General features: G+C 65.9%; 17 protein-coding genes. 8 read left to right on the top strand and 9 right to left on the bottom strand.

The features are described 5' to 3' along the window. Positions 1-125 precede the first annotated feature (125 nt). The 3 genes from smc to BRAGE_RS0126730 all read right to left on the bottom strand — a co-directional run bounded on the left by smc (position 126) and on the right by BRAGE_RS0126730 (position 5,104). Positions 126-3,590 (bottom strand): chromosome segregation protein SMC, encoded by a 3,465-nt coding sequence (gene smc / locus BRAGE_RS0126740; RefSeq protein WP_028146370.1) that lies wholly within the window; start codon positions 3,588-3,590, stop codon positions 126-128. A gap of 217 nt (positions 3,591-3,807) precedes the next feature. Next, complete coding sequence (locus BRAGE_RS0126735; protein ID WP_027558141.1) at positions 3,808-4,479, bottom strand: DsbA family protein; 672 nt, start codon at positions 4,477-4,479, stop codon at positions 3,808-3,810. A 127-nt stretch (positions 4,480-4,606) separates the two neighbouring features. Further along, positions 4,607-5,104: a DUF721 domain-containing protein gene (locus BRAGE_RS0126730; protein WP_027558142.1), complete on the bottom strand. Its 498-nt coding sequence runs from the start codon at positions 5,102-5,104 to the stop codon at positions 4,607-4,609. Between the two features lie 160 nt (positions 5,105-5,264). Between BRAGE_RS0126730 and mutY the strand changes: the two genes are divergently transcribed. Next, positions 5,265-6,362 (top strand): A/G-specific adenine glycosylase, encoded by a 1,098-nt coding sequence (mutY, locus tag BRAGE_RS0126725; protein WP_027558143.1) that lies wholly within the window; start codon positions 5,265-5,267, stop codon positions 6,360-6,362. A 6-nt stretch (positions 6,363-6,368) separates the two neighbouring features. Here mutY and BRAGE_RS0126720 read toward each other — a convergent pair whose 3' ends face one another. Further along, positions 6,369-8,114: a sensor domain-containing diguanylate cyclase gene (locus tag BRAGE_RS0126720; RefSeq protein WP_027558144.1), complete on the bottom strand. Its 1,746-nt coding sequence runs from the start codon at positions 8,112-8,114 to the stop codon at positions 6,369-6,371. Positions 8,115-8,368: 254 nt separating this feature from the next. Between BRAGE_RS0126720 and BRAGE_RS0126715 the strand changes: the two genes are divergently transcribed. After that, the gene (locus BRAGE_RS0126715; protein WP_027558145.1) at positions 8,369-8,788 is read left to right on the top strand and encodes a PaaI family thioesterase; all 420 of its coding nucleotides are present in this window, start codon (positions 8,369-8,371) and stop codon (positions 8,786-8,788) included. Between the two features lie 187 nt (positions 8,789-8,975). Here the strand turns inward: BRAGE_RS0126715 and BRAGE_RS0126710 are convergent, their stop codons facing one another. Continuing rightward, positions 8,976-10,250: a flavin-dependent oxidoreductase gene (locus BRAGE_RS0126710; RefSeq protein WP_027558146.1), complete on the bottom strand. Its 1,275-nt coding sequence runs from the start codon at positions 10,248-10,250 to the stop codon at positions 8,976-8,978. A gap of 129 nt (positions 10,251-10,379) precedes the next feature. Here BRAGE_RS0126710 and BRAGE_RS0126705 point away from each other — a divergent pair, with 129 nt between their 5' ends. Next, positions 10,380-11,000 carry a glutathione S-transferase family protein gene (locus BRAGE_RS0126705; protein WP_027558147.1) on the top strand — a complete coding sequence of 207 codons (621 nt, stop codon included), beginning with the start codon at positions 10,380-10,382 and terminating at the stop codon, positions 10,998-11,000. A 302-nt stretch (positions 11,001-11,302) separates the two neighbouring features. Here BRAGE_RS0126705 and BRAGE_RS0126700 read toward each other — a convergent pair whose 3' ends face one another. Further along, on the bottom strand, positions 11,303-12,226 hold the full coding sequence (locus BRAGE_RS0126700) for a LysR family transcriptional regulator (protein ID WP_027558148.1): 924 nt from the start codon (positions 12,224-12,226) through the stop codon (positions 11,303-11,305). A gap of 91 nt (positions 12,227-12,317) precedes the next feature. Here BRAGE_RS0126700 and BRAGE_RS0126695 point away from each other — a divergent pair, with 91 nt between their 5' ends. The 5 genes from BRAGE_RS0126695 to BRAGE_RS0126675 all read left to right on the top strand — a co-directional run bounded on the left by BRAGE_RS0126695 (position 12,318) and on the right by BRAGE_RS0126675 (position 18,516). Then, entirely contained in the window at positions 12,318-12,761 is a 444-nt protein-coding gene (locus BRAGE_RS0126695; RefSeq protein WP_027558149.1) for a nuclear transport factor 2 family protein, read from the top strand. Between the two features lie 5 nt (positions 12,762-12,766). Then, on the top strand, positions 12,767-12,982 hold the full coding sequence (locus tag BRAGE_RS49255; RefSeq protein WP_035730085.1) for a DUF1127 domain-containing protein: 216 nt from the start codon (positions 12,767-12,769) through the stop codon (positions 12,980-12,982). 200 nt (positions 12,983-13,182) lie between these two features. After that, complete coding sequence (locus tag BRAGE_RS0126685) at positions 13,183-13,701, top strand: biliverdin-producing heme oxygenase (protein WP_231164293.1); 519 nt, start codon at positions 13,183-13,185, stop codon at positions 13,699-13,701. After that, positions 13,698-16,241, top strand: a complete 2,544-nt coding sequence (locus BRAGE_RS0126680; RefSeq protein WP_027558151.1) for an HWE histidine kinase domain-containing protein — start codon at positions 13,698-13,700, stop codon at positions 16,239-16,241. Before BRAGE_RS0126685 ends, BRAGE_RS0126680 begins: the two co-directional genes overlap by 4 nt. Before the next feature lie 265 nt (positions 16,242-16,506). Continuing rightward, the gene (locus BRAGE_RS0126675; RefSeq protein ID WP_027558152.1) at positions 16,507-18,516 is read left to right on the top strand and encodes a HAMP domain-containing methyl-accepting chemotaxis protein; all 2,010 of its coding nucleotides are present in this window, start codon (positions 16,507-16,509) and stop codon (positions 18,514-18,516) included. Positions 18,517-18,575: 59 nt separating this feature from the next. On the opposite strand, the gene BRAGE_RS0126670 is transcribed toward BRAGE_RS0126675, so the two are convergent. The 3 genes from BRAGE_RS0126670 to BRAGE_RS0126660 form a co-directional block, all read right to left on the bottom strand. Continuing rightward, positions 18,576-19,256, bottom strand: a complete 681-nt coding sequence (locus BRAGE_RS0126670; RefSeq protein WP_027558153.1) for a glutathione S-transferase family protein — start codon at positions 19,254-19,256, stop codon at positions 18,576-18,578. 115 nt (positions 19,257-19,371) lie between these two features. Continuing rightward, a complete protein-coding gene (locus BRAGE_RS0126665; protein WP_027558154.1) occupies positions 19,372-19,698 on the bottom strand; it encodes a hypothetical protein in 327 nt (108 codons plus the stop codon). Positions 19,699-19,888: 190 nt separating this feature from the next. Next, positions 19,889-21,019 (bottom strand): site-specific DNA-methyltransferase, encoded by a 1,131-nt coding sequence (locus BRAGE_RS0126660; protein ID WP_027558155.1) that lies wholly within the window; start codon positions 21,017-21,019, stop codon positions 19,889-19,891. Positions 21,020-21,143 lie beyond the last annotated feature (124 nt).

Here is a 21,143-nt window from a genome sequence, read left to right as displayed (position 1 = left end):
GTCATGCCCCGCGCAGGCGGGGCATCCAGTACTCCGAGACAGTGCCGTCAATCGAGAAGTCACGGCGTACTGAATCATCCGCCTTCGCGGATGATGACGTCAATGGGTGTGGCGCGACCGCAGCGTCACGCCACGTTCTGGTCGAGAATGTCCACGGCCTCGGCGAGGCTCACCGACACCAGTTGCGAGACGCCACGCTCGGCCATGGTGACGCCGAACAGCCGGTTCATCCGCGCCATGGTGATCGGGTTGTGCGTGATGATGATGAAGCGCGTGTCGGTCGAGCCGGTCATCTCGTGCAAGAGGTTGCAGTACCGTTCGACGTTGTGGTCGTCGAGCGGCGCGTCGACTTCGTCCAGCACGCAGATCGGCGAGGGGTTGGTCAAGAACACCGCGAAGATCAGCGCCATCGCGGTCAATGCCTGCTCACCGCCCGAGAGCAGCGACAGCGTCTGCGGCTTCTTGCCCGGGGGCTTGGCGATGATCTCGAGACCGGCTTCGAGCGGGTCGTCGCTCTCGATCAGGTGCAGCGCGGCCTCGCCGCCGCCGAACAGCTCGACGAACAGGCGCTTGAAGTGGTTGTTGACGACCTCGAACGAGGTCAGGAGGCGCTCGCGCGCTTCCTTGTTGAGGCTCTGGATGCCCTGGCGCAGCCGCTTGATGGCTTCGACGAGGTCGTCGCGCTCGGTGACGAGGCCGGTGTGCTGGGTCTCGACCTCGCGCAGCTCTTCCTCGGCGCGCAAATTGACTGCGCCGAGGCGCTCGCGGTCGCGGCGCATCTTTTCGAGGTCTTCCTCGATGTCGTGCAGCGGCGGCAGCTCCGCGCCGGGCTCGATCTCGGCGAGGCCGGCAACCGCCTGCGGCTCGACCTCGAGCATGTCGCGGATCTCGCGCTCGATGTCCTCGAGCCGGCGCCGCGCGCCTTCCATGCGTTCTTCGGCACGCGCGGCGGCCTCGCGCGAGCTGGAGAGAGCTTCGAGCGTCAGCTTGGCGACGCGGTCGGTCTCGGCCATCGCGGTCTCGGCGGTGGCGAGCGCGTCGGCGGCCATGCGGCGGTCGTTCTCGGCGTATTCGATCTCGGTGATCAGCGCGCTGCGCTTCTCGGCGAACACGGCCGGCGCGTTTTCGAGCTCGCTGCGCTCGATCGTGAGTTCGGCGATACGTGCCTGGATGGTGTCGATATGGGAGGCCGCGCTCTCCTTGCGGTTCGCCCACTCGGTGCGCTCGGCGAGGATCGCCTGCACGCGGCGGTCGGCCAGTTCAGCCTCGCGCGCCAGCGCCTGCGCCTCAGCGCGGACCTGGGCGGCCATGCGGCGATGAGCCTCGATGTCGCTGCGGACGGCGGCGAGGCGGGTCTCGGTGTCCTCGCTCGACGGCAGCTCGGTGATGCCGGCGGCGGCGTATTCATGCGCGGCTTCGGCTTCGGCGCGGTCGGCGGCGAGACGGCTATGCGCTTCCGACAGCGTCGCCTTGCGTGCGGCGTGGCGGCTGATCTCGCGCTCGGCGCTCGCATGACGTTCGCGTGCGGTGTTGAGCTCGCGCTGCGCGGCGCGCCAGGCTTCGCGGCTGGCACCTTCCGTGCTGGCCGCCATCTGCAATTCGGACTCGGCATTCTCAAGCGCCTGGCGCTTGATCTGCGCGTCGATGCGGGCCTGCTCGAGCTCGTTCTCGATGTCGACGAGACGGGCGCGCTCGGCAAGACGCCGCGCGGCGCCGGTCGGGGCGTGAGCGGCGGCGACGAAGCCGTCCCAGCGCCAGACGTCGCCCTCGGGCGAGACCAGCCGCTGGCCGGTCTTGAGCTGCGAGACGAGCTCGGCGCCGCGCTCGCGCGGCACCACGCCGATCTGCGCCAGACGACGCGCCAGCTCGGCCGGCGCCTGCACATGGTTGGCGAGCGGGGTGACGCCTTCGGGCAGCTCCGGATCGCCCTCGGTGACGCCGGCATTGGTCCAGCGCATCGGCGCTGACGGGTCGACCGGCGCGTCGAGATCGTCGCCGAGCGCGGCGCCGATCGCCTTTTCAAAACCCTTGTCGACGGTGATGCCGTCGATGATCGGCGGCCACAGATTCTTGGTCTCGCCGTTGACGATCTTGGAGATCGTGCGTGCTTCGGTCTCGAGGCGCTGCACGCGCTTGTCGGCCTCGTTCAGCGGTGAGCGCGAGGATTCCAGCGTCTGGCGCGCCGCGACGTGCGCGGCTTCGCTCGCCTGCGCCGCGGCTTCGGAAGCTGCCAGCGTCTGCTCCGCGGTCTCAACCGTCGCGGTCAGCTCGTCGAGATCGCCGAAGCCGCCGGTATCCGCGGCGAGCTTCTGCTCTTCGGCGGTGACGTTCGCGATTTCCTGGTCGAGCCGGGCGAGCTTGTCGCGATGGGTGCGGACGTTGGCTTCGAGTTGGTTGCGCTTGGCGGTGAGGTCGGCGAGCGCGGTGGTGAGCTCGGCGAACTGCTGCTCGGTCTCGGTCAGCACCGCCTCGGCTTCGCCGACGCGCTCGTCGACGCCGGAGCGCTTCTCGACGCGCGACTTGATCTCTTCCTTCAGCTCGGCGTCTTCGGCGTCGAGCCGCTGCAGCGCGACGTCGGCGTCCATCGTTTGTTGCTGAGCACGCGAAATGTCGCCTTCGAACTGCGCAAGGCGGCGCTCGAGCTCGGCGACGCGCTCCTTGGCGCGCTCTTCCTCGCGGTCGAGCAATTCGCGGGCATTGGTGAGGCGCTGCAGCCCGGCCGCGGCGCGCGCTTCGGCATCGCGCAGCGCCGGCATTTCGGCGGCGCGGATCGCCTGGATGCGGGCGGCTTCGGCCTGGTGCTGGGTGCGCTCGGCCATCTCGCGCACGGCGAGATCGTGGGTCTGGCCGGATTCGTTGACGTCGGCATGAGCGCCGATCCAGCGCAGGTGGAACAGCGTGGCTTCGGCCTTGCGGACCTTGGCCGCGACCTCGCGATAGCGCACGGCCTGGCGGGCCTGCTTCTTCAGGCCTTCCATCTGGCCGGAGAGCTGGCCGATCACGTCCTCGACGCGGGTGAGGTTGGTTTCGGCGGCCTTCAGGCGCAGCTCGGCTTCGTGGCGGCGGGCGTGCAGGCCGGCGACGCCGGCGGCGTCTTCCAGCACGCGGCGGCGCTGCTCGGGCTTGGCCTGGATGATCTCGCCGATCTTGCCCTGGTGGACGAGGGCGGGCGAACGCGCACCGGTGGCGGCATCCGCGAACAGGATCTGCACGTCGCGGGCGCGCACGTCGCGGCCGTTGATGCGATAGACCGAGCCGGCTTCGCGCTCGATGCGGCGGGAGATTTCGAGAAGCTGGCTGTCGTTCATCGCCGCCGGCGCGGTGCGATCGGCATTGTCGATCGTCATCGTCACTTCGGCGTGGTTGCGCGCGGGACGGTTGCCGGAGCCGGCGAAGATCACCGCGTCCATGTCGGCGGCGCGCAAGCTCTTGTACGAGGTTTCACCCATCGCCCAGCGCAGCGCCTCGACGAGATTCGACTTGCCGCAGCCGTTGGGGCCGACCACGCCGGTCAGGCCGGGCTCGATGACGAAATCCGTGGGCTCAACGAAAGACTTGAAGCCGTGAAGGCGCAGGCGGGTGATTTTCATAAGCACGCATCTCTGTTGGCAGGCGCGAATCCCCCTGCCGGGACACTACCATGGAAGGCAATGTCGCTATCCGGGCGAGTCGCGCGAGGCGCCTCATGCGGCTGGACAATGGCCGCGGTGCGCCGCGAGGGCAACCGGCGAAAGCCGCTTTTCCCAAGGGATTTATGACGGGAACGATACGGCTTTCGAGATGCGAATCAGGATCTTGACGAGCGAATCAGCTCTTGAGCAGCGGGTTGATCTTCTTGGCGAACTCCTCGAACGAGGCCTCGCCCTTGATCTTCTCGCCGTTGATGAAGAAGGTCGGCGTCGAATCCACCTTCAGGATGTCGCTGGCATATTTCTGGTCGGCGGCGATCTTGTCGAGCAGCGCCTGGTCCTTCAGGCAGGCTTCGACCTGCTGCTGGGTGAGGCCGGCCTGCTTGCCGATCCGCGTCAGGGTCTCGGTGGTGTTCTTCATCACCCAGTCGCTCTGCTGGCGGAACAGCATGTCGGTGACCGCGAAGTATTTCGTCGCGTCGCCATTGGCAATGCAGCGCGACAGCATCGAGCCGGCGGCAGCTTTGATGTCGAGCGGGAACTCGCGGAAGATGTAACGGATCTTGCCGGTGTCGATGTATTCCGACTTGATCTTGGGGAACACTTGCTCGTTGAAGGCCGCGCAATGCGGGCAGGTCATCGAGGCGAATTCGGTGATGGTGACGGGGGCGTCCTTCGGGCCGAGCGCCATGTCGGGCAGCGACACCGGCTTGGCGACGTCGGCGGCGGTCTGCGCCTTTGCTTCAGGGATCATCGCCTCGGAGATGATCCGCAGTGGTGAGAGCCCGGCGACCGCGGCAAGCCCGGTCAGCGACAGCATCGTGGTGAAGGCGCGGCGGGTGATGATCAAGGTCGGCTCCCGAATTGGCAAGGTGTCGCCCGAGGTTCCCGTTCGGGCGGCCTGTCGCTAGCTTGAAACCTCGTTCGAGGCAATGGCGAGGGACAAAGACAGGTCCAGATTAGCCGGGGAATGAGGCTCAATTTCGCTTGATGGCGGCCCCGAGCCGCGCCAGCGCTGTCTTCAAGTCTTCATCTTCGATGTCCGCGAGGCTCTCGGCCACCTTGGCGACGCTCTTGGGGTCCGGCGGGCCGGGTCGCTTCCGGATCCGAGGGCGCGACAGGGGGGCCTGGCGGAAGGCCAGCTTGCCGACCGCGCTCCAGCCGAAGAAGCGGTTGACCCGCTCCAGGATGACGTCGGCGGAGTGCTGGATCTCCAGCGCCATCGGCCCCTCGACCCGCAGCACCAGCGTCGCCGGCTCCTGCGGCTGGCCCTCCACGGGGCGCGGCCATTGCATCTTCAGCGGCTCGGCATGGGCCGCGATCTCGGGCCCGGCAATCTGCGCCCACCGCGTCACCAGCTCGCGCGCCGCAAAACCCTGCTTGGCATAGGCCTCGGCAAAGACGTCGTCGAGCAGGATCCCGAGCGGTTTTGCGCTGATGGGACCGGGTTTGAAGATCGGGCCGGATTTGGACATGGCGGCGTTATAGCACTCCGTGAGGCGGGCCATAGGCTCAATGCCGTCATGGCCGGGCTTGTCCCGGCCATCCACGTATCCTGCGAAGAAAGACGTGGATGCCCGCGACAAGCGCGGGCATGACGTAGAGAGGCCGGTGCCTTTGCCGTTACAGTGAGGCATGAGCTCCAGATCCGCCCGCAAGCCGAAGCCGGAACCTTCCCCGCCGGAGACCACATCGCGTCCGCTCGCGCTCCTCCAATGGTACGATCGCCATCGCCGCCGGCTGCCCTGGCGCGCCCCGCCCGGCGAGGCATCGGAGCCCTACCGCGTCTGGCTGTCGGAGATCATGTTGCAGCAGACCACGGTGAAGGCGGTCGGGCCTTACTTCGAAAAATTCGTCGCGCGCTGGCCTGACGTCACGGCGCTGGGGAGCGCTTCGCAGGACGACGTGCTGCGGATGTGGGCCGGGCTCGGTTACTACTCGCGGGCGCGCAATCTCTATGCCTGCGCAGTCGCTGTGACGCGCGAGCATGGTGGTGTCTTCCCCGACACCGAGGAAGGCCTGCGGGCACTGCCGGGGATCGGGCCCTATACAGCGGCGGCGATTGCCGCGATCGCCTTCGACCGCCGTACCATGCCGGTCGACGGCAATATCGAGCGCGTGGTGTCGCGGCTCTTTGCGGTTGAAGAAGAGCTCCCGCAGGCAAAGCCCCTGATCCAGCAGTTGGCGGCGACGCTGCTGGCCGACACCCGCGCCGGCGACAGCGCGCAGGCGCTGATGGATCTCGGCGCATCGATCTGCACGCCGAAGAAGCCGGCCTGCTCGCTGTGTCCGCTGAATGACGACTGCACCGCGCGTGCGCAGGGCACGCAGGAAACGTTCCCGCGCAAGGCGCCGAAGAAGAGTGGGACGTTACGGCGTGGCGCAGCCTTCGTCGTCACGCGCGGCGACGAGCTGCTTGTCCGCTCGAGGCCCGAAAAGGGCCTGCTCGGCGGCATGACGGAAGTGCCGGGCTCGGACTGGCTGGCCGGCCAGGAGGATGCGACGGCGAAGCAGCAGGCGCCCGAATTGAAGGGGCTGTCGCGCTGGCAGCGCAAGGTGGGCGTCGTCACCCACGTCTTCACGCATTTTCCGCTGGAGCTGGTGGTCTACACGGCGAAGGCGGAGGCGCGCACGCGCGCGCCCGAGGGCATGCGCTGGGTGCCGATCGCAACCCTTGCCGGCGAGGCGCTGCCCAATGTCATGCGCAAGGTGATCGCGCACGCGCTCGACTGAAAATCGTCAGGCCGCGCGTGCCGCGCGCTCGTCTTCGGCCGGCATCAAGAAGGTGCGGTTGCGCCCGGTCTTCTTGGCGACATAGAGGCCCTGGTCGGCGCGCTCGATCACGTCCTGCACGTCGCGGTCGCTGTCGTCGAACAGCGCGAGGCCGACCGAGACGGTGATGGGAATGACGGTGTCGCCGTGGCGCACCGTGGCGCTCTCGATCGATGTCCTGATGCGATCGGCGAGCAGGATGGCGGTCTCCTGGTCGATCTCGCGCAGCAGCACCACGAACTCCTCGCCGCCGAAGCGGGCGGCCTTGTCGGTGGTGCGGATCGACTGGCTGACGATCTCGGCGACGCGCTTGATGGCGTCGTCGCCGGCAGCGTGACCGTGGGTATCGTTGATCTTCTTGAAATGATCGATGTCGATCATCAGCGTCGCCATGTTGCGCTTGTAGCGGCGGCAGAACGCGACGGCATCGTCGGCGACGGCGAGGAAGGAGCGGCGGTTCATCAGGCCGGTCATGAAATCGGTGTCGGCGAGCTGGCGCAGCTTCAGCATGTCCTCCTGAAGCTGCATCGCGTTCTCCGTGGCGCGCAACTCGGCTTCCTTGGTGCGCTCCTCGGCGAGGCCGATGCGGCGGATCAGCGAGCGCAGCGCGCGAGAGAGCTGCACGACTTCGGCCGAGCCGCTCTGTCGCGCCAGCATGGTCGGGCCATGGGCGCGCCCGATACGGTCGGCTTCCTGCGTGATGGCGATGATCGGGCCTGCGATCCGGCGTGCGACCAGCACGGCCAGCGACAACGCGATGAGGGCGGTGACGCCGCCGATCGCCAGAATCGCCTGCGCCGACGAGATCGCGGCGGCCAGTGCCACGCTCGCCGGCTGGCTTGCGGTGACGATCCAGTTCAGGCCCTGATAGTCGCGATAGCCGCGGCCGACGTGGAACGCGGTCAGCATCTGCCGCCCGTCAGTCGTTTCGCGGAAGGTGCCGTCGCGGGCATTCAGGATGCCGGCGAGTTCGTCGCCGGCATAACGCGTCGTTTCCTTCTGCGGTCCGATCAGGACGACGCCACCCTTGCTCAGGATCGAAAGCTGCGTGTCGGTGTTGCCGTCATTGGCTTCGACGTCCTTGATCAGGTTGGAAGCCCAATTCCAGTCCAGATGACCGCCGAGCACGCCAAGCAGCTTGCCGGAGGCGTCGCGGACGGGGACGGCGATGTCGACGAAGCGATAGGGCTCGTTATTGGCGCGCTGCGTCAGCAGTGAGGCCAGCAGCATGGCCTCGTGCACGTCGCCGACGGCGACCCGTTCGAGGCCCTGCTTGAACCAGGGCCGCGAGGCGACGGACTGGCCTCGCAGCAGGCTACCGGTCGAGGCGACGACGTTGCCGTCGACGTCGGCGAAGCCGATCCAGGTGAAATCGAACGAATGCTGCAGCGCCTCGAGCGCGCTGCGCAGTTCATCGGGGTTGCCCTGCCACAGCCGCTGCATCGGCTGGAGCTCCGCGAACAGCTTCATCTCCTGCTGCCGCGTCGCCATGAAGCGATCGAGCCTGGCCGAGGTGCTGGATGCGATCCCGGCGAGGCTGCTCTCGATCAGGGCGGCTGTATTTCGGTAGCTGATGAGGGCTGCGCCGGCTGCCAGCGTGCCCACCAGCACGATGGACATCGCGGCGACGGCCGCGGCGATCTGCGTCCGTACCGTCAGTCGATCTTCGATCGCATGCAGGCGGCTGGCTGCCTGCTGCAAGAGGGCTCGCATGGAAAGGCTCCGGTGTGACCGTCGCTCATGCCATGTCGTAGCTTCCAATCGCTTACCGGCGGATTGCCCAATTGGATCGTATTGAATCGGTCGTGAAATCGGTTGGTTGAGGTGGGCTTAATGCCGTGCGGACTGTCCTCGATCTGCACAATTTTCCGTATTTTCCCAGGGCCTGCCGCGCTGCGGCGTGTCGTCTGCTGCCACCAGGGTGTCAGCAGGGCTAGGTTATCTGTCGGCAGTAACGGAGGTGCCACATGGTCAAGACCGCGCTCGACAACTTTCCAAGGCCGCCCTGCGCCGAGCTGTTGGGATGGCATCTGCTCGACGCCCGCCCCGAGGAGGGCTGGATCAAGCTCGCCTTCGACGGGAAGCCGGAGTTCTGCAATCCCGCGGGCTTCATCCAGGGCGGCATGCTCTCGGCCATGCTCGACGACACCATGGGCCCGGCGGTGCTGGTGATGAGCGAGGGGCGGCTCTACACCACGACCATCAGCATGACAGTGAACTTCTTGGCGCCGGCAAAGCCCGGGCCGATCATTGGTGAAGCCAAGGTGACGCAGCTCGGGAAGACCATTGCGTTCGTCGAGGGCAAGCTGACGGCGGCGGACGGCACCGTGCTGGCGACGGCGAGCGCGAGCGAGCGGTTGCTGGAAGCGGCGAGGGTGGTGAAGTAAGGCGGGCACCGCTCTCTCACTCCCTCGCCCCGTTCTTACGGGGAGAGGGTGGGGTGAGGGGCTTCTCTCCGCGTATGCGATTGTCGTGAGACCTGTACCCCCTCACCCGGATTGCATCTGCGATGCAATCCAACCTCTCCCCGCAAGCGGGGCGAGGTAAAGAAGGAGCCCGCGGCTCGCTGATCTGCTAACCCGCGCGCGCGTCCTTGCTCACGATCGGCGGCTTCGCATTCAGCGCCTCGACCTGGAATCCCGCGACGGCTTTGTAGTTGGCGGCGATGTCTTCCAGCTCCTTTTGCGACAGCACGTCGGTGACCACCTTGTAACCGTCCGGCGCGCGCTCCTCGACGAGCTGCATCACCTGCTCGGGACCGTTCTTGCGGTTGAGCAGGACGAGGTCGGTGGTTGCGGGTCTCCGCTCGGCCTCATAGGCGAGCAGCGCCGCTTGCGTCGGGCCGTGCGCCAAGATCTCGCGGGTGATGACGCGGGCGTCGAGGATCGCCTGCGAGGCGCCGTTCGAGCCGATCGGATACATCGGGTGTGCGGCATCGCCCATCAGCGTGACCTTGCCGAAGGTCCATTGCGACACCGGATCGCGGTCCACCAGCGGATATTCATAGGCGTGCGGGCAGTTCCTGATCAGGCCGGGCACGTCGAGCCAGTCGAACTGCCAGCTCTCGAACCAGGGCAGGAATTCTTCGAGCCGCGCAGTGCGGTTATAGTCCTCGCGCCGCCATTGATAGGTCGGCGGCATGTGGCGCTCGGCCACCCAGTTGATCAGATGGTTGCCGGATGCGTCCGGCTCTTTCGAAATGGGATAGCAGACGAATTTCAGGATTTCGTGGCCGGCCATGATCATGGTACGACCGGTGAGGAACGCTTTTGATGGCGTGACGCCGCGCCAGAGAATGCGGCCGTTCCAGATCGGCGGGCCTTCGTTCGGATAGAGCTTTTCTCGCGCGGCGGAATGGATGCCGTCGGCGGCGATCATGATCGCGCCATCGTAACTGCCAGCGGCCTTGCCGGTCGCCCGGTCGATGAAGTCGGCGCGCACGCCGCTCGCCGTTTCGCGCCAGCCGGTCAGATGATGGCTGGTCAAAATGTTGTCGCGGCCGAGCCGCTCGACCGCCGTGTCGAGCAGGAGCTGCTGCAGCGTGCCGCGATGGATCGAGAATTGCGGCCATTTGTAGCCGGCTTCCAGCCCGCGCGGCTCGCTCCAGATCGGCTTGCCGTGCTTGGAGAAATAGGCGAGTTCGCGGGTCCGCACGCCGCTGGCATCCAGCTTGTCCATCAGCCCGAGCTCGATCAGCTCGCGGACCGCATGCGGCAGCACGTTGATGCCGACGCCGAGCGGCTTCAGTTCCGCGACGCTCTCGAACACTCTTACGGGAATGCCGATCTGATGCAGGCTGAGCGCCAGCGTCAGCCCGCCGATGCCGCCACCGGCGATGAGTACCGTCATGACAAATCCCCCTCCGATCATCGGCGTCTTGGCACAGGCGGACGGCGGTGGGCAACTGCGAAGAGGATGTCTTGCTATGGACCTCCGGGGCAACAGTCGTTAATTTCCAATTTTCCCATGAGGTCCGACATGCTCAAGCTCTACTACGCCACCGGCACCTGCGCGCTCGCCACCTATATGACCCTGGAGGAGGCCGGCGCCGACTACACGGCTGAACGGCTGAGCTTCAAGGACAACCAGCAGAACAGCCCGGACTATCTCGCGATCAATCCGAAGGGCCGCGTGCCGGCGCTGGTGACCGATCGCGGCGTCCTCACCGAGACGCCGGCGATGCTGGCCTATATCGCGCAAACCTTCCCCAAGGCGAAGCTCGCGCCGCTCGACGATCCCTTCGACTTCGCGCAGGTGCAGTCGTTCAACTCCTATCTCTGCTCGACCGTGCACATCAACCATGCCCACAAGATGCGCGGCGCGCGCTGGGCGACCGAGGAGACCTCGTTTGCGGACATGAAGGCGAAGGTCCCGCAGACCATGGGCGCCTGCTTCAAGCTGATCGAAGACAAGATGTTCAGGGGGCCCTGGGTGATGGGTGATCAGTTCACGATCTGCGATCCCTATCTCCACACGCTCTCGCACTGGCTCGAAGGCGACAGCGTCGACATCAGCGCGACGCCGAAGATCGCGGATCATTTCAAGCGCATGTCCGATCGCCCGGCGATCCGCAAGGTGATGGACGCGCAGAAGGCGTAGGAGCACTGCTCCCGTAGGGTGGGCAAAGGCGCAACGCGCCGTGCCCACGATCTTTCTCCGGCGGCGGCAGATGGTGGGCACGCTTCGCTTTGCCCACCCTACGGCAGTTTGCACCTCGCTTGTCCGGGACGACACCGCGTTTGTTGAGAGAACATTCTACCCAGCGTGCCGTCTCGTAGGGTGGGCAAAGGCGCAACGCGCCGTGCCCACGATCTTTCTCCGGTGGCGACAGATGGTGGGTACGCTTCCGCGTTCGCTCTTCGAGCTACGGCGGACAAGCCGCTTTGCCCACCCTACGGCAGCTACGACAGCTTGCGCTTGGCTTGCTCCAGCTCCCGTCCCGTCTCCAGCATCAGCCGCCGCAGCCAGATCGAGCCCGGATCCATCTGCGCGCGGGTCGGATAGAACATGAACTGCTCGTCGATCCCAGGGTCGAACGGCGGCGTCACCGCGACGAGGCCGAGCTGCTTGGACAGCGCCGCGATCAGCCGGCGCGGCACGAAGGCAACGAGGTCGGTTCGCGCCGCGACGTGCAGCGCTTCGAGATAGCCCGACACCACCAGCGAGATATGCCGCTCGATGCCTTTGCTGTGCAGCCAGGTGTCGATGAGATCCTCTGCATTGCCGCGAATGATCACGCCGACATGGCGCGCGGCCAGGAATGCCTCACGCCGCTTCAGCTTCGCAGCCATCGGATGGCCGCGCCGCACCGCCAGGGCGTCGCTATCGGTGTAGAGCAGCTGGCGGTGAAACCCCTTGAAGGCGTTGCCGATCGAGATCACGAGGTCGATGGTGCGGGCAAACTCGGCGTGGAAGATCGCCGGCCCCCGCCACGGCACGACGTCGATGCGGACGTTGGGCGCAAGGCGCGTCACCTTCTCCATCAAAGGCGGCATCAGCAGCTCGACCGCCAGATCCGGCATCATCAGGCGGAATTGCCGCTCACTGCGCGCGGCATCAAAGTCCTCCGGCAGGAACAGGCCGCGGACCTGGTCGAGCGCCTGCGCCAGTGGCGCGCGGAGCGCCTGTGCCCGCGGCGTCAGCTCCATCCGCGCGCCGGTCCGCACCAGCAGCGGATCGCCGAAGATGTCGCGCAGGCGCTGCAGTGCGTGGCTCGCCGCCGGCTGCGACAGGCCCATCCTCATCGCGGCGCGGCTGACATTGGCCTCGCGCAGCAGCGCGTCGAGCGCGGTCAGGAGATTGAGGTCAAGCGAATTCAAATTCATGAGGCGAATAGATATCATATTCGCTATCGATTTGAAGAATTTCGATCGGCGAACGATGATCTCCGTGGTTCTTACCAAAGGAGATGCCGCCATGAGCGCGAGCGCCAACAAGAAACTGATGCAGGATATTTTCGCCGCCGCCGCCAATCCCGATCCGGCCGTGCGCGATCGCGCCCTGTTCACCGCAAGCCTTGCCGACGATGCCAGATGGGTCGTGACCGGCCAGTATTCCTGGTCGCGCACCTTCACCGGCAAGGAGGCGATCCTCAACGATCTGCACGGCTATGTGCGCACCCGCCTGCGCGATCGCACGCGCACCGTCGCACATCGCTTCATCGCCGACGGCGACGTCGTCGTGGTCGAAGCCAAGGGCGACAACGTCACGCCCGAGGGCGTGCGCTACGACAACGACTATTGTCTCGTGTTTCAGTTCGAGGAGGGCAAGATCAAGGAGATCCGGGAATACTGCGACTCCGTCCTGACCGAGAAGGCGCTGGGTCCTTTTCCGCAGACGGGTGCGAGGGCCGCGAGCTGAGCGGATTGAACGACGTCGCGTCCGCCAGCCGGTTCCATCCGTCACAGCCGTCGATTGTCGTGCGAGCATGGCGGATGCTGGTGGACATCATGCGTATCAGGCGGGAGCGGTCCCGGGCCTGGTATCAGCTCGCTGCCATGACCGAACGGGAGCTTCAGGACTGCGGCATGACCCGGTCGGAGATTGCCTATGAGCTGAAGAAGCCCGTTCGGCGGAAATAGAGCATCAGTGCGGGGCAGGGACATGACGTCTGCCCCGCTCATCAAGACCCCGGAGGGAACTTTTGAATTCCGCCGACGTTCCCTCGGTTTCCGGGGGTACTTGCGCGCCCGGCAACATGGGTCGTGGGAATTTCATGCTGGCTGGGGCTTCGGACGTTTCATCACATGTGGGCCGCAGCTTCTCCGGACTCCGCGAACGATTGAGGGACTCAACCGCGTCGGCGCATCGGGAGCTCGATGCGCAGCTGTCTGCGTTCGACCTCACCGTGTTTTCCGGCTACCGCCGCTTTCTGCAAGCGAGCGCCGCCGCCCTGCTGCCGCTCGAAACCGCGCTGGTCGAGGCCGGCGTCGCAAGACTATTTCCGGACTGGCCGGAGCGGTCGCGCAGTGCCGCGATTGTCGCCGACCTCGGCCGCCTCGGCAGCGCCGTGCCGTTCACTGTCTGCGTGCCGGCGCTGACGCGCAGCGGCATGCTCGGCACGATGTATGTGCTCGAAGGCTCCCGGCTCGGCTCGAAATTCCTGCTCAAGACGGTCGCGGACGCGGCCGATCCGCGCCTCGGTGAGGCGGCCGCCTATCTCAATCATGGCACGGGCAAGCGGCTTTGGCAGAGCTTTCTGGCGAAGCTCGCGAGCGAGGAGGGTTGCGAGGAGGACGAGGCGATCGATTTCGCCCGCATCGCCTTCGCCGCGTTCGAGCGAGCGGCGGACCGCGCATGAACGAGGCCGTCAATCTCACCAATTGCGATCGCGAGCCGATCCACATTCCCGGCAGCGTGCAGCCCTACGGCTTCCTGCTTACGGTGCTCTCCGATTTCACGATCTGCATGGCCTCGGAGAATGTGGGCGGCTTTCTCGGGATTGACGTCGCCGACCTGCTCCGGCAGCCGCTGTCGAGCATCTTCACGCAAGGCGCGGTCGACACCATCCGCAGCCGGGTCGATCATCTGAGCGGTCCCGATGCGACGGAGCGTCTGTTCGGCCTCGAGCTCCAGGCCGGCAAGCCGCCTTATGACGTCTCCATTCACTTCTCCGCCGCCTATCTCGTGATCGAGGCGGAGCCGAGTGTGAATGAGCCCGGTGTCAATTCCGGCGAACTCGTCCGCCTGATGCTGGAGCGCATCCGCAAGACGCGCAGCATGAGCGAGCTCGCCCGCGAGGCGGCGCGCCAGCTCAAGGTGCTGACCGGCTTCGACCGCGTCATGGTCTACCAGTTCCACCCGGATGGATCGGGCGAGGTCATCGCCGAGACCGCGGAGACCGGCCTCGAATCCTTCCTCGGCCTGCATTATCCGGCGTCCGACATCCCCAAGCAGGCCCGCATCCTCTATCAGCGCAACTGGCTGCGCATCATTGCGGACATCGATACGAGGCCCGCCGCGCTGGTCTCGACCGCTACGCACAATGCCGGGCTGCTCGATCTCTCCATGAGCGTGCTGCGCTCGGTGTCGCCGATCCACATCGAGTATCTGCGCAACATGGGCGTCGCGGCCTCGATGTCGGTGTCGATCCTGCGCGACGGCAAGCTATGGGGCCTGTTCGCCTGCCACCATTATGCGCCGCGCTACATCTCGTTCGAGAAGCGCACCGCGGCCGAGCTGTTCGGCCAGATGTTCTCCTGGATCGTCGAGGGCCGCGAGCGCGAGGGCGACGTTGCCTACGAGACCCGCGCCCACCAGGTCCAGGAGCGGCTGATCGAGACCGCGGCCTCGCACGAGCATAGCCGCCGTGCGATCTTCGATTTCGTCGGCGACTACCGGCAAATGATCGACTGCGACGGCGTTGCGGTCTGGTCCGACAACAAGATCGCGCTCCAGGGCGAGGGGCCGACCGAGGACGAGGTGAAGGACCTCGTCGCCTTCATCAACCGGACCTCGCCGGGGCGGATTTTCGCCAGCGCCGAGATCGCCAAGGTCTACGCCGCCGGCCAGGCCTTCCGGGACCGTGCGGCAGGCTTTCTCGCCATCCCGATCTCGCGCACCCCGCGCGATTGCCTGATCTTCTTCCGCCGCGAGGTCACGCGGTCCGTGAACTGGGCCGGCGCAGCCGACAAGGTCTACGATGAGGGGCCGAATGGGCCGCGCCTGACGCCGCGCAAGAGCTTCGAGCTCTGGCAGGAGACGGTGGCGGGGCAGTCGAAGCCGTGGTCGGCGGCCGATATCCGCATCGCCGAGAGCCTGCGCGTGACGCTGCTCGAGGTGATCCTGCAACTGTCCGACCTTGCCGCCCGCGAGCGCCGCGGCGCCCAGGAGCGGCAGGAACTGATGATCGCCGAGCTCAATCACCGCGTCCGCAACATTCTCAGTCTGGTTCGCGCCCTGGTCGCCCAGAGCAAGGACACGGCCACCAATGTCGAGGAATTCGCCGGCGTGCTCGGCGGCCGCATCCAGGCGCTGGCGCGCGCCCATGACCAGATCACCAATCTGAACTGGGCGCCGGTCGCGCTCCGCACCCTGGTCGAATCCGAGGCTGGCGCCTATCTCGGCGCGCGCGCCGGGCGCGTGAAGATGGGTGGCCCGGACGTGGCGCTCGATCCCAAGGCGTTCGCAACGCTGGCGCTTGTCGTGCACGAGATGATGACCAATTCCGCCAAATACGGTGCGCTGGCCGATTCCACCGGCAGCGTCGAGGTGGTCTGGCGCCTCGATCCATCCTCCAGCCTCGTGATCGAATGGAAGGAGAGCGGCGGGCCGCCGGTGCAGCCGCCGTCGCGGCGCGGCTTCGGGACCACCATCATCGAACGGTCGGTGCCGTTCGATCTCAAGGGCGATGCCGAGATTCGCTTCGACCTGCTGGGCGTGCAGGCGAAGTTCGTCATTCCCCCCAATTTCGTCCAACTCGTACCGTCCATCGCGGGAGCCGCCATGCGCATCGAAGAGCAGCAATCCACCCGCCCCAGGATTTCCGACACGGCGCTGATCGTCGAAGACAATCTGATCATCGCCATGGCCGCCGAGGTCATCCTGCTCGATCTCGGCGCCCGCCACGTCGACACCGCCGCGACTGTCGACCAGGCGCTGCGCTCGATCGAGCGCACCCGGCCGAGCTTTGCCCTGCTCGATCTCAATCTCGGCAACGAGACCAGCATCAAGGTGGCGCAGAAGCTGAAGGAGATCGGCGTGCCCTTCATTTTTGCGACGGGATACGGCGAACGCGCGCCGATCCCGGAGCAGCTGGCATCGGCGCCGGTGGTTCAGAAGCCCTACACGCTGGAAGTTGTCGAGCACGCGCTCGGCAAATTGCAGCAGGCGAACGCCTGACGAGCGGTCATCGCCGAAACACGCGCGGTCCACCGCGGCCGGACGCCAAATCCTTGCGCGGCTGGCTACAAAATCAGCAGGCGTCGCGCGCTTCGCCGCAGGTTTGCGCGAAATATTGGAAGGTTCAATTAACGAGTGTCCCCCATTGTGTCGCAGTGCAGCGTGAGTCGCCTCAAGCGCGACGTGCGGCTGCCAGGGTGGCCGTGACGATTGCCGGATTCGTTCGGTCCGCTCGAATTCACATGCATCTGGGTGGACAGTGGGAATGCCGAAGTTTCGTTTGCGGATCAGGGGACGCCTGTACGCAGGCTTCATGGCCCTGGTGGCGGTCGGTCTCGTGATGGCGGTGGTTGCCGTCTGGAACTTGAGGTCGGTGCAGGAGCAGGTCGCGAAGGCCTCGGCATTTTCGGACAGCACGGCGCGGGTGCTGGAGATCTCGACCCATCTTCAGGCGATCCAGCGGGCCAATCTGCGCTACATCTACGACGCCAATGAATCCGCGATGAGGGAGGCCGCAGAGCGCGAGACCGCGGCGACCGAGCTGTTGCAGGTCGGCGCGAAGGGGACGGCCTCGGAGGAGCGGCGCAAGCTCTACAACGATCTGATCGCCGATATCGCCAGGATGCGAAGCCTGCGTGACAATCTCGGCGATGCCGTCAACGAGGCGCGGACGGGCAAGGCGACGCTGCTGCCGAGCGGCGACGAGCTGACCGTCAAGATGGGCAAGCTGGTCGACGTCGCCCGTGCGGCCGTCGACGAAGACACCGCGGCGCTGGTTGCGGATCTCGAATCCAGGTTGCTGGTCGTGCAGATCGCCAACTGGCGTTTCCTGGCCCTGCGCGACACCAAGGGGCCGGCCAACTTCCGGACCAATGTGGACCGGGCGATGCAGCGGCTTTCGGCGCTCGAAAAGAGCCCGCAGGCGAGCGAGCTGCGCACCACGCTGGCTCCGGTGAAGACCTCGCTCGGAATCTACAAATCCGCGTTCGAGACCACGTCGGCGGCAATGCTCCAGGCTGACGAGATCTATCACAAGAATCTCGCGCCGCTGATCGTCGACAGCATCGCCAAGCTCAAGGTGGCGGAAGCCGCCCTGAAGAAGGACTACAAGGAATCCCGCAGCCAGGCCGAAGCCGTCATCGACGGCACGACGACCGTGCAGGAGATTGCAGGCGGCATCGCCGTCCTGTTCGGCCTGATCGTCGCCTTCCTGACCGCCCGCAGCCTCGTTGGTCCCCTGACCTCAATGACGCGTGCGATGGGGCTATTGGCCGGCGGCAATCTCGAGATCGAGATCCCCGGTCGCGGCAAGGCCGACGAGATCGGCGACATGGCCAAGGCGATCCAGGTGTTCAAGGACAACATGGTCGAAACCGAGCGCCTTCGCGCCGAGCAGGTCGAGGTCGAGGCGCGGCAGGCCGAAAGCCGCAAGAAAGACATGGTCCGGCTGGCCGATCAGTTCGAGCAGGCGGTCGGCGAGATCGTCGACACGGTGTCGTCGGCATCGAGCGAGCTGGAAGCCTCGGCCGGCACGCTCACCGCGACCGCCTCGCGTGCCCAGGACCGGTCGACCGAAGTGGCCTCCGCCTCGCAGGAGGCCACGGCCAACGTGCAGGCGGTCGCGTCGGCGACGGAGGAGCTGTCCTCCTCGGTGAGCGAGATCGCCCGCCAGGTGCAGGAATCCGCCCGCATCGCCACCGAGGCCGTCGGCCAGGCGAGCCGGACCAATGCGCGCGTCGGCGAGCTGTCCAAGGCCGCCGCCCGCATCGGCGACGTGGTCGAGCTGATCACCACCATCGCCGGCCAGACCAATCTCCTTGCGCTCAATGCCACGATCGAGGCGGCGCGCGCCGGCGATGCCGGCCGCGGCTTTGCCGTGGTCGCCTCCGAGGTCAAGGCGCTCGCCCAACAGACCGCGAAGGCGACCGACGAGATCGCCCAGCAGGTCTCCGGCATCCAGGCCGCCACGGAAGAGTCGGTCGGCTCCATCAGGGAGATCAGCGGCACCATCGAGCGGCTGTCGGAGATTTCCTCGACAGTTGCGGCGGCCGTTGAACAGCAGGGCGCGGCGACGCGGGAAATTTCCCGCAACGTCCAGCAGGCGGCGCACGGCACCCAGCGCGTCTCGACCAATATCGGCGACGTGCAGCGCGGCGCGTCCGAGACCGGCTCGGCCTCATCGCAAGTGCTGTCGGCGGCACGCTCGCTGTCGGCCGACAGCAACCGGCTGAAGCAGGAAGTCGCCAAATTCCTGAACTCGGTCCACGCCGCCTGAACCCTAGAAGCAAAAGGCCACGCGCATGCGCGTGGCCTTTAAACTGCGGCAGGACGCGATCAGGCGACCTTGGTCATCATGTGCTTGAACATGTTGCGACGGGCCTCGTCGTCCATCTCGGCCTTGAAGGTGAACTTGTCCTTCAGCGCGATTGCGCGTGCCGCGGCGGGACGCGCCGAGATCTCGTCGACAAGCCGCTTCACGTTCGGGTAGCGCGCAAAGGCGCCGTCACCGAGCTTGAACGGCACCATCCGCGCCCAGCCCCACAGCGCCATGTCGACGATCGAATAGGCATCGCCGACCATGTAGCTGCGGCCTTTGAGGTGACCGTCGAGGATCGTGTAGTGGCGGTCGGTCTCGTACTGGTAGCGGTTATGGGCGTAGTCGTGGTTCTGGTCCTTCGGCGCGAAATGCTTGAAGTGCACGGCCTGACCCGAATACGGGCCGACGCCGGTCGCCACGAACATCAGCCATGACAGCAATTCGGCGCGATTGGCGGGCAGGAACTTATCGGTCTTCTCGGCGAGATAGAGCAGGATGGCGTTGGAATCGAACACGATCGTGCCATTGTCGTCGATCGCCGGCACTTTGGCGTTCGGATTGATCTTCAGATAGTCCGGCGTGAACTGATCGCCCTTGCGGGTGTCGACCGCAACGGGCTCGAACGGCAGTCCGGACTCCTCGAGGAACAGCGCGACCTTGGTCGGGTTCGGCGATCCGTTGAAATAGAATTTGAGCATTGAGCATCTCCCCAGTGTGTTGCCGAGAGCGAACGCGTGGCGCCCTCTCTTGCCAAACTCGGGACCAGACGCGCAACCGCCGAGTTTGCCGGGCGGTATCTGCGCGCCACGCAGATCAGCCGGCGTAACAAAGCCCGATCGCCGCCGTAACGATCATCGCCGCGCCGACCGCTTCCAGCCTCAGCCCGAGCTTGGCGGCGAGATGCATGTCGGACGCCCGCGCCGCGCGCTCGGTTTCGCGGGCATAGCCGTGCACGATGACGTCGTGATTGAAATTGTCGTGCGCCTCGTTGCTGCTGGCAAGGCCAACGCAGATCACGAGCACGCCGAACAGAGCGAGGCCAAAGAAGCCGAGCAGGGCGATCAGGAACATCGGAAACATGCCGAGCAGGAAGATCGGCAGCAGCGGCACCAACAGCAAAGTCTCGGACTGTCGTCGCATGGGGGCCACCCGTCGGGACGGGGCTGATCGGGCAAATGTAGTCCCGGCTGTCGCGCCATTCAAGGAGCCGTAGGGTGGGCAAAGGCGCGAAGCGCCGTGCCCACGGACTCTGCATGCTCCGGAAAGATGCCGTAGGCACGGCGCAAGAGCGCCTTTGCCCACCCTACACGGTCGCGACGTGCGGCAGCAGCTACTCTGCCGCCATGCCCGCACGGATCTCGGCGCGGAGCTCGTCGATCAGCTTGAGGCCCTTCTTGGTCTCGACGTGCCAGAAGGTCCAGCCGTTGCAGGCCTGCGCGCCTTGCGCCACCGCGCCGATGCGGTGGATCGAGCCGACCTTGTCGCCGAGCATGATGGCGCCGTCGGCGCGGACGAGGGCGCCGAGCTTCTTCTTGGCGTCGAACAGTTTGGTGCCGGGCATGATCATGCCGCGCTCGATCAGCTCGGAGAACGCGACACGTGGGGCTTCGCGCGCGGTCATGAACGGGGCGAGGCTCTCTTCCGGCAGCGGCTCGACCTTGGCGATGCGCGCTTCGGCGGCTTTCGCATAGGTCTTGTCGCGCTCGAAGCCGATATAGGAGCGGCCGAGGCGCTTGGCGACGGCGCCGGTCGTGCCGGTGCCGTTGAAGGGATCGATCACGAGATCGCCGGGCTTCGACGACGACAGCAGCACGCGCGCGAGCAGGCCTTCCGGCTTCTGCGTCGGATGCACTTTCTTGCCGTCCGCGCCCTTGAGGCGCTCCTCGCCGGTGCAGAGCGGGATCAGCCAGTCCGAACGTGCCTGCACGTCCTCGTTGGCGGCCTTCAGCGTTTCGTAGTTGAACGTGTAGCCCTTGGCTTTTTCGTCACGCGCGGCCCAGATCATCGTTTCGTGCGCGTTGGTGAAGCGGCGGCCGCGGAAATTCGGCATCGGATTGGTCTTGCGCCAGACGATGTCGTTCAGGAGCCAGAAGCCGAGGTCCTGCATGATCGCGCCGACGCGGAAGATGTTGTGATAGGAGCCGATCACCCAGATCGTCGCCGACGGCTTCATCGCGCGGCGCGCGGCAAGCAGCCAGGCGCGGGTGAAATCGTCGTAGGCGGAAAACGAATCGAACTTGTCCCAGTCGTCGTTGACGGCATCGACATGGGATTCGTCGGGACGCTTGAGATCGCCCTTGAGCTGGAGATTGTACGGCGGATCTGCGAACACCAGATCGACGCTGCCAGCCTGAAGCTTCGACATCTCGGCGACGCAATCGCCGACGATGATGCGATGCGAGGCGGACTCAAAATTTGTGCGGGGCGCCCTTGCAGACGCCCCGCGACGCGACTCTACCATGACTCAAGAACTCTGACTCAGGCGACGCTGTCGGCGACGCGGGACCAAACAACCGACTGGCCGTTACATTGCAGCGGCAAAGTAAAAAACGACTTAACCCGCTGCTTTTCTGAGCAGGCGCCGC

The sequence above is a fragment of the Bradyrhizobium genosp. SA-4 str. CB756 genome, assembly GCF_000473125.1.
Taxonomy (GTDB): Bacteria; Pseudomonadota; Alphaproteobacteria; order Rhizobiales; family Xanthobacteraceae; genus Bradyrhizobium; species Bradyrhizobium arachidis.
Note: the sequence above shows the minus strand (reverse complement) of the source record. Positions and strands in the feature narration are given on the sequence as shown.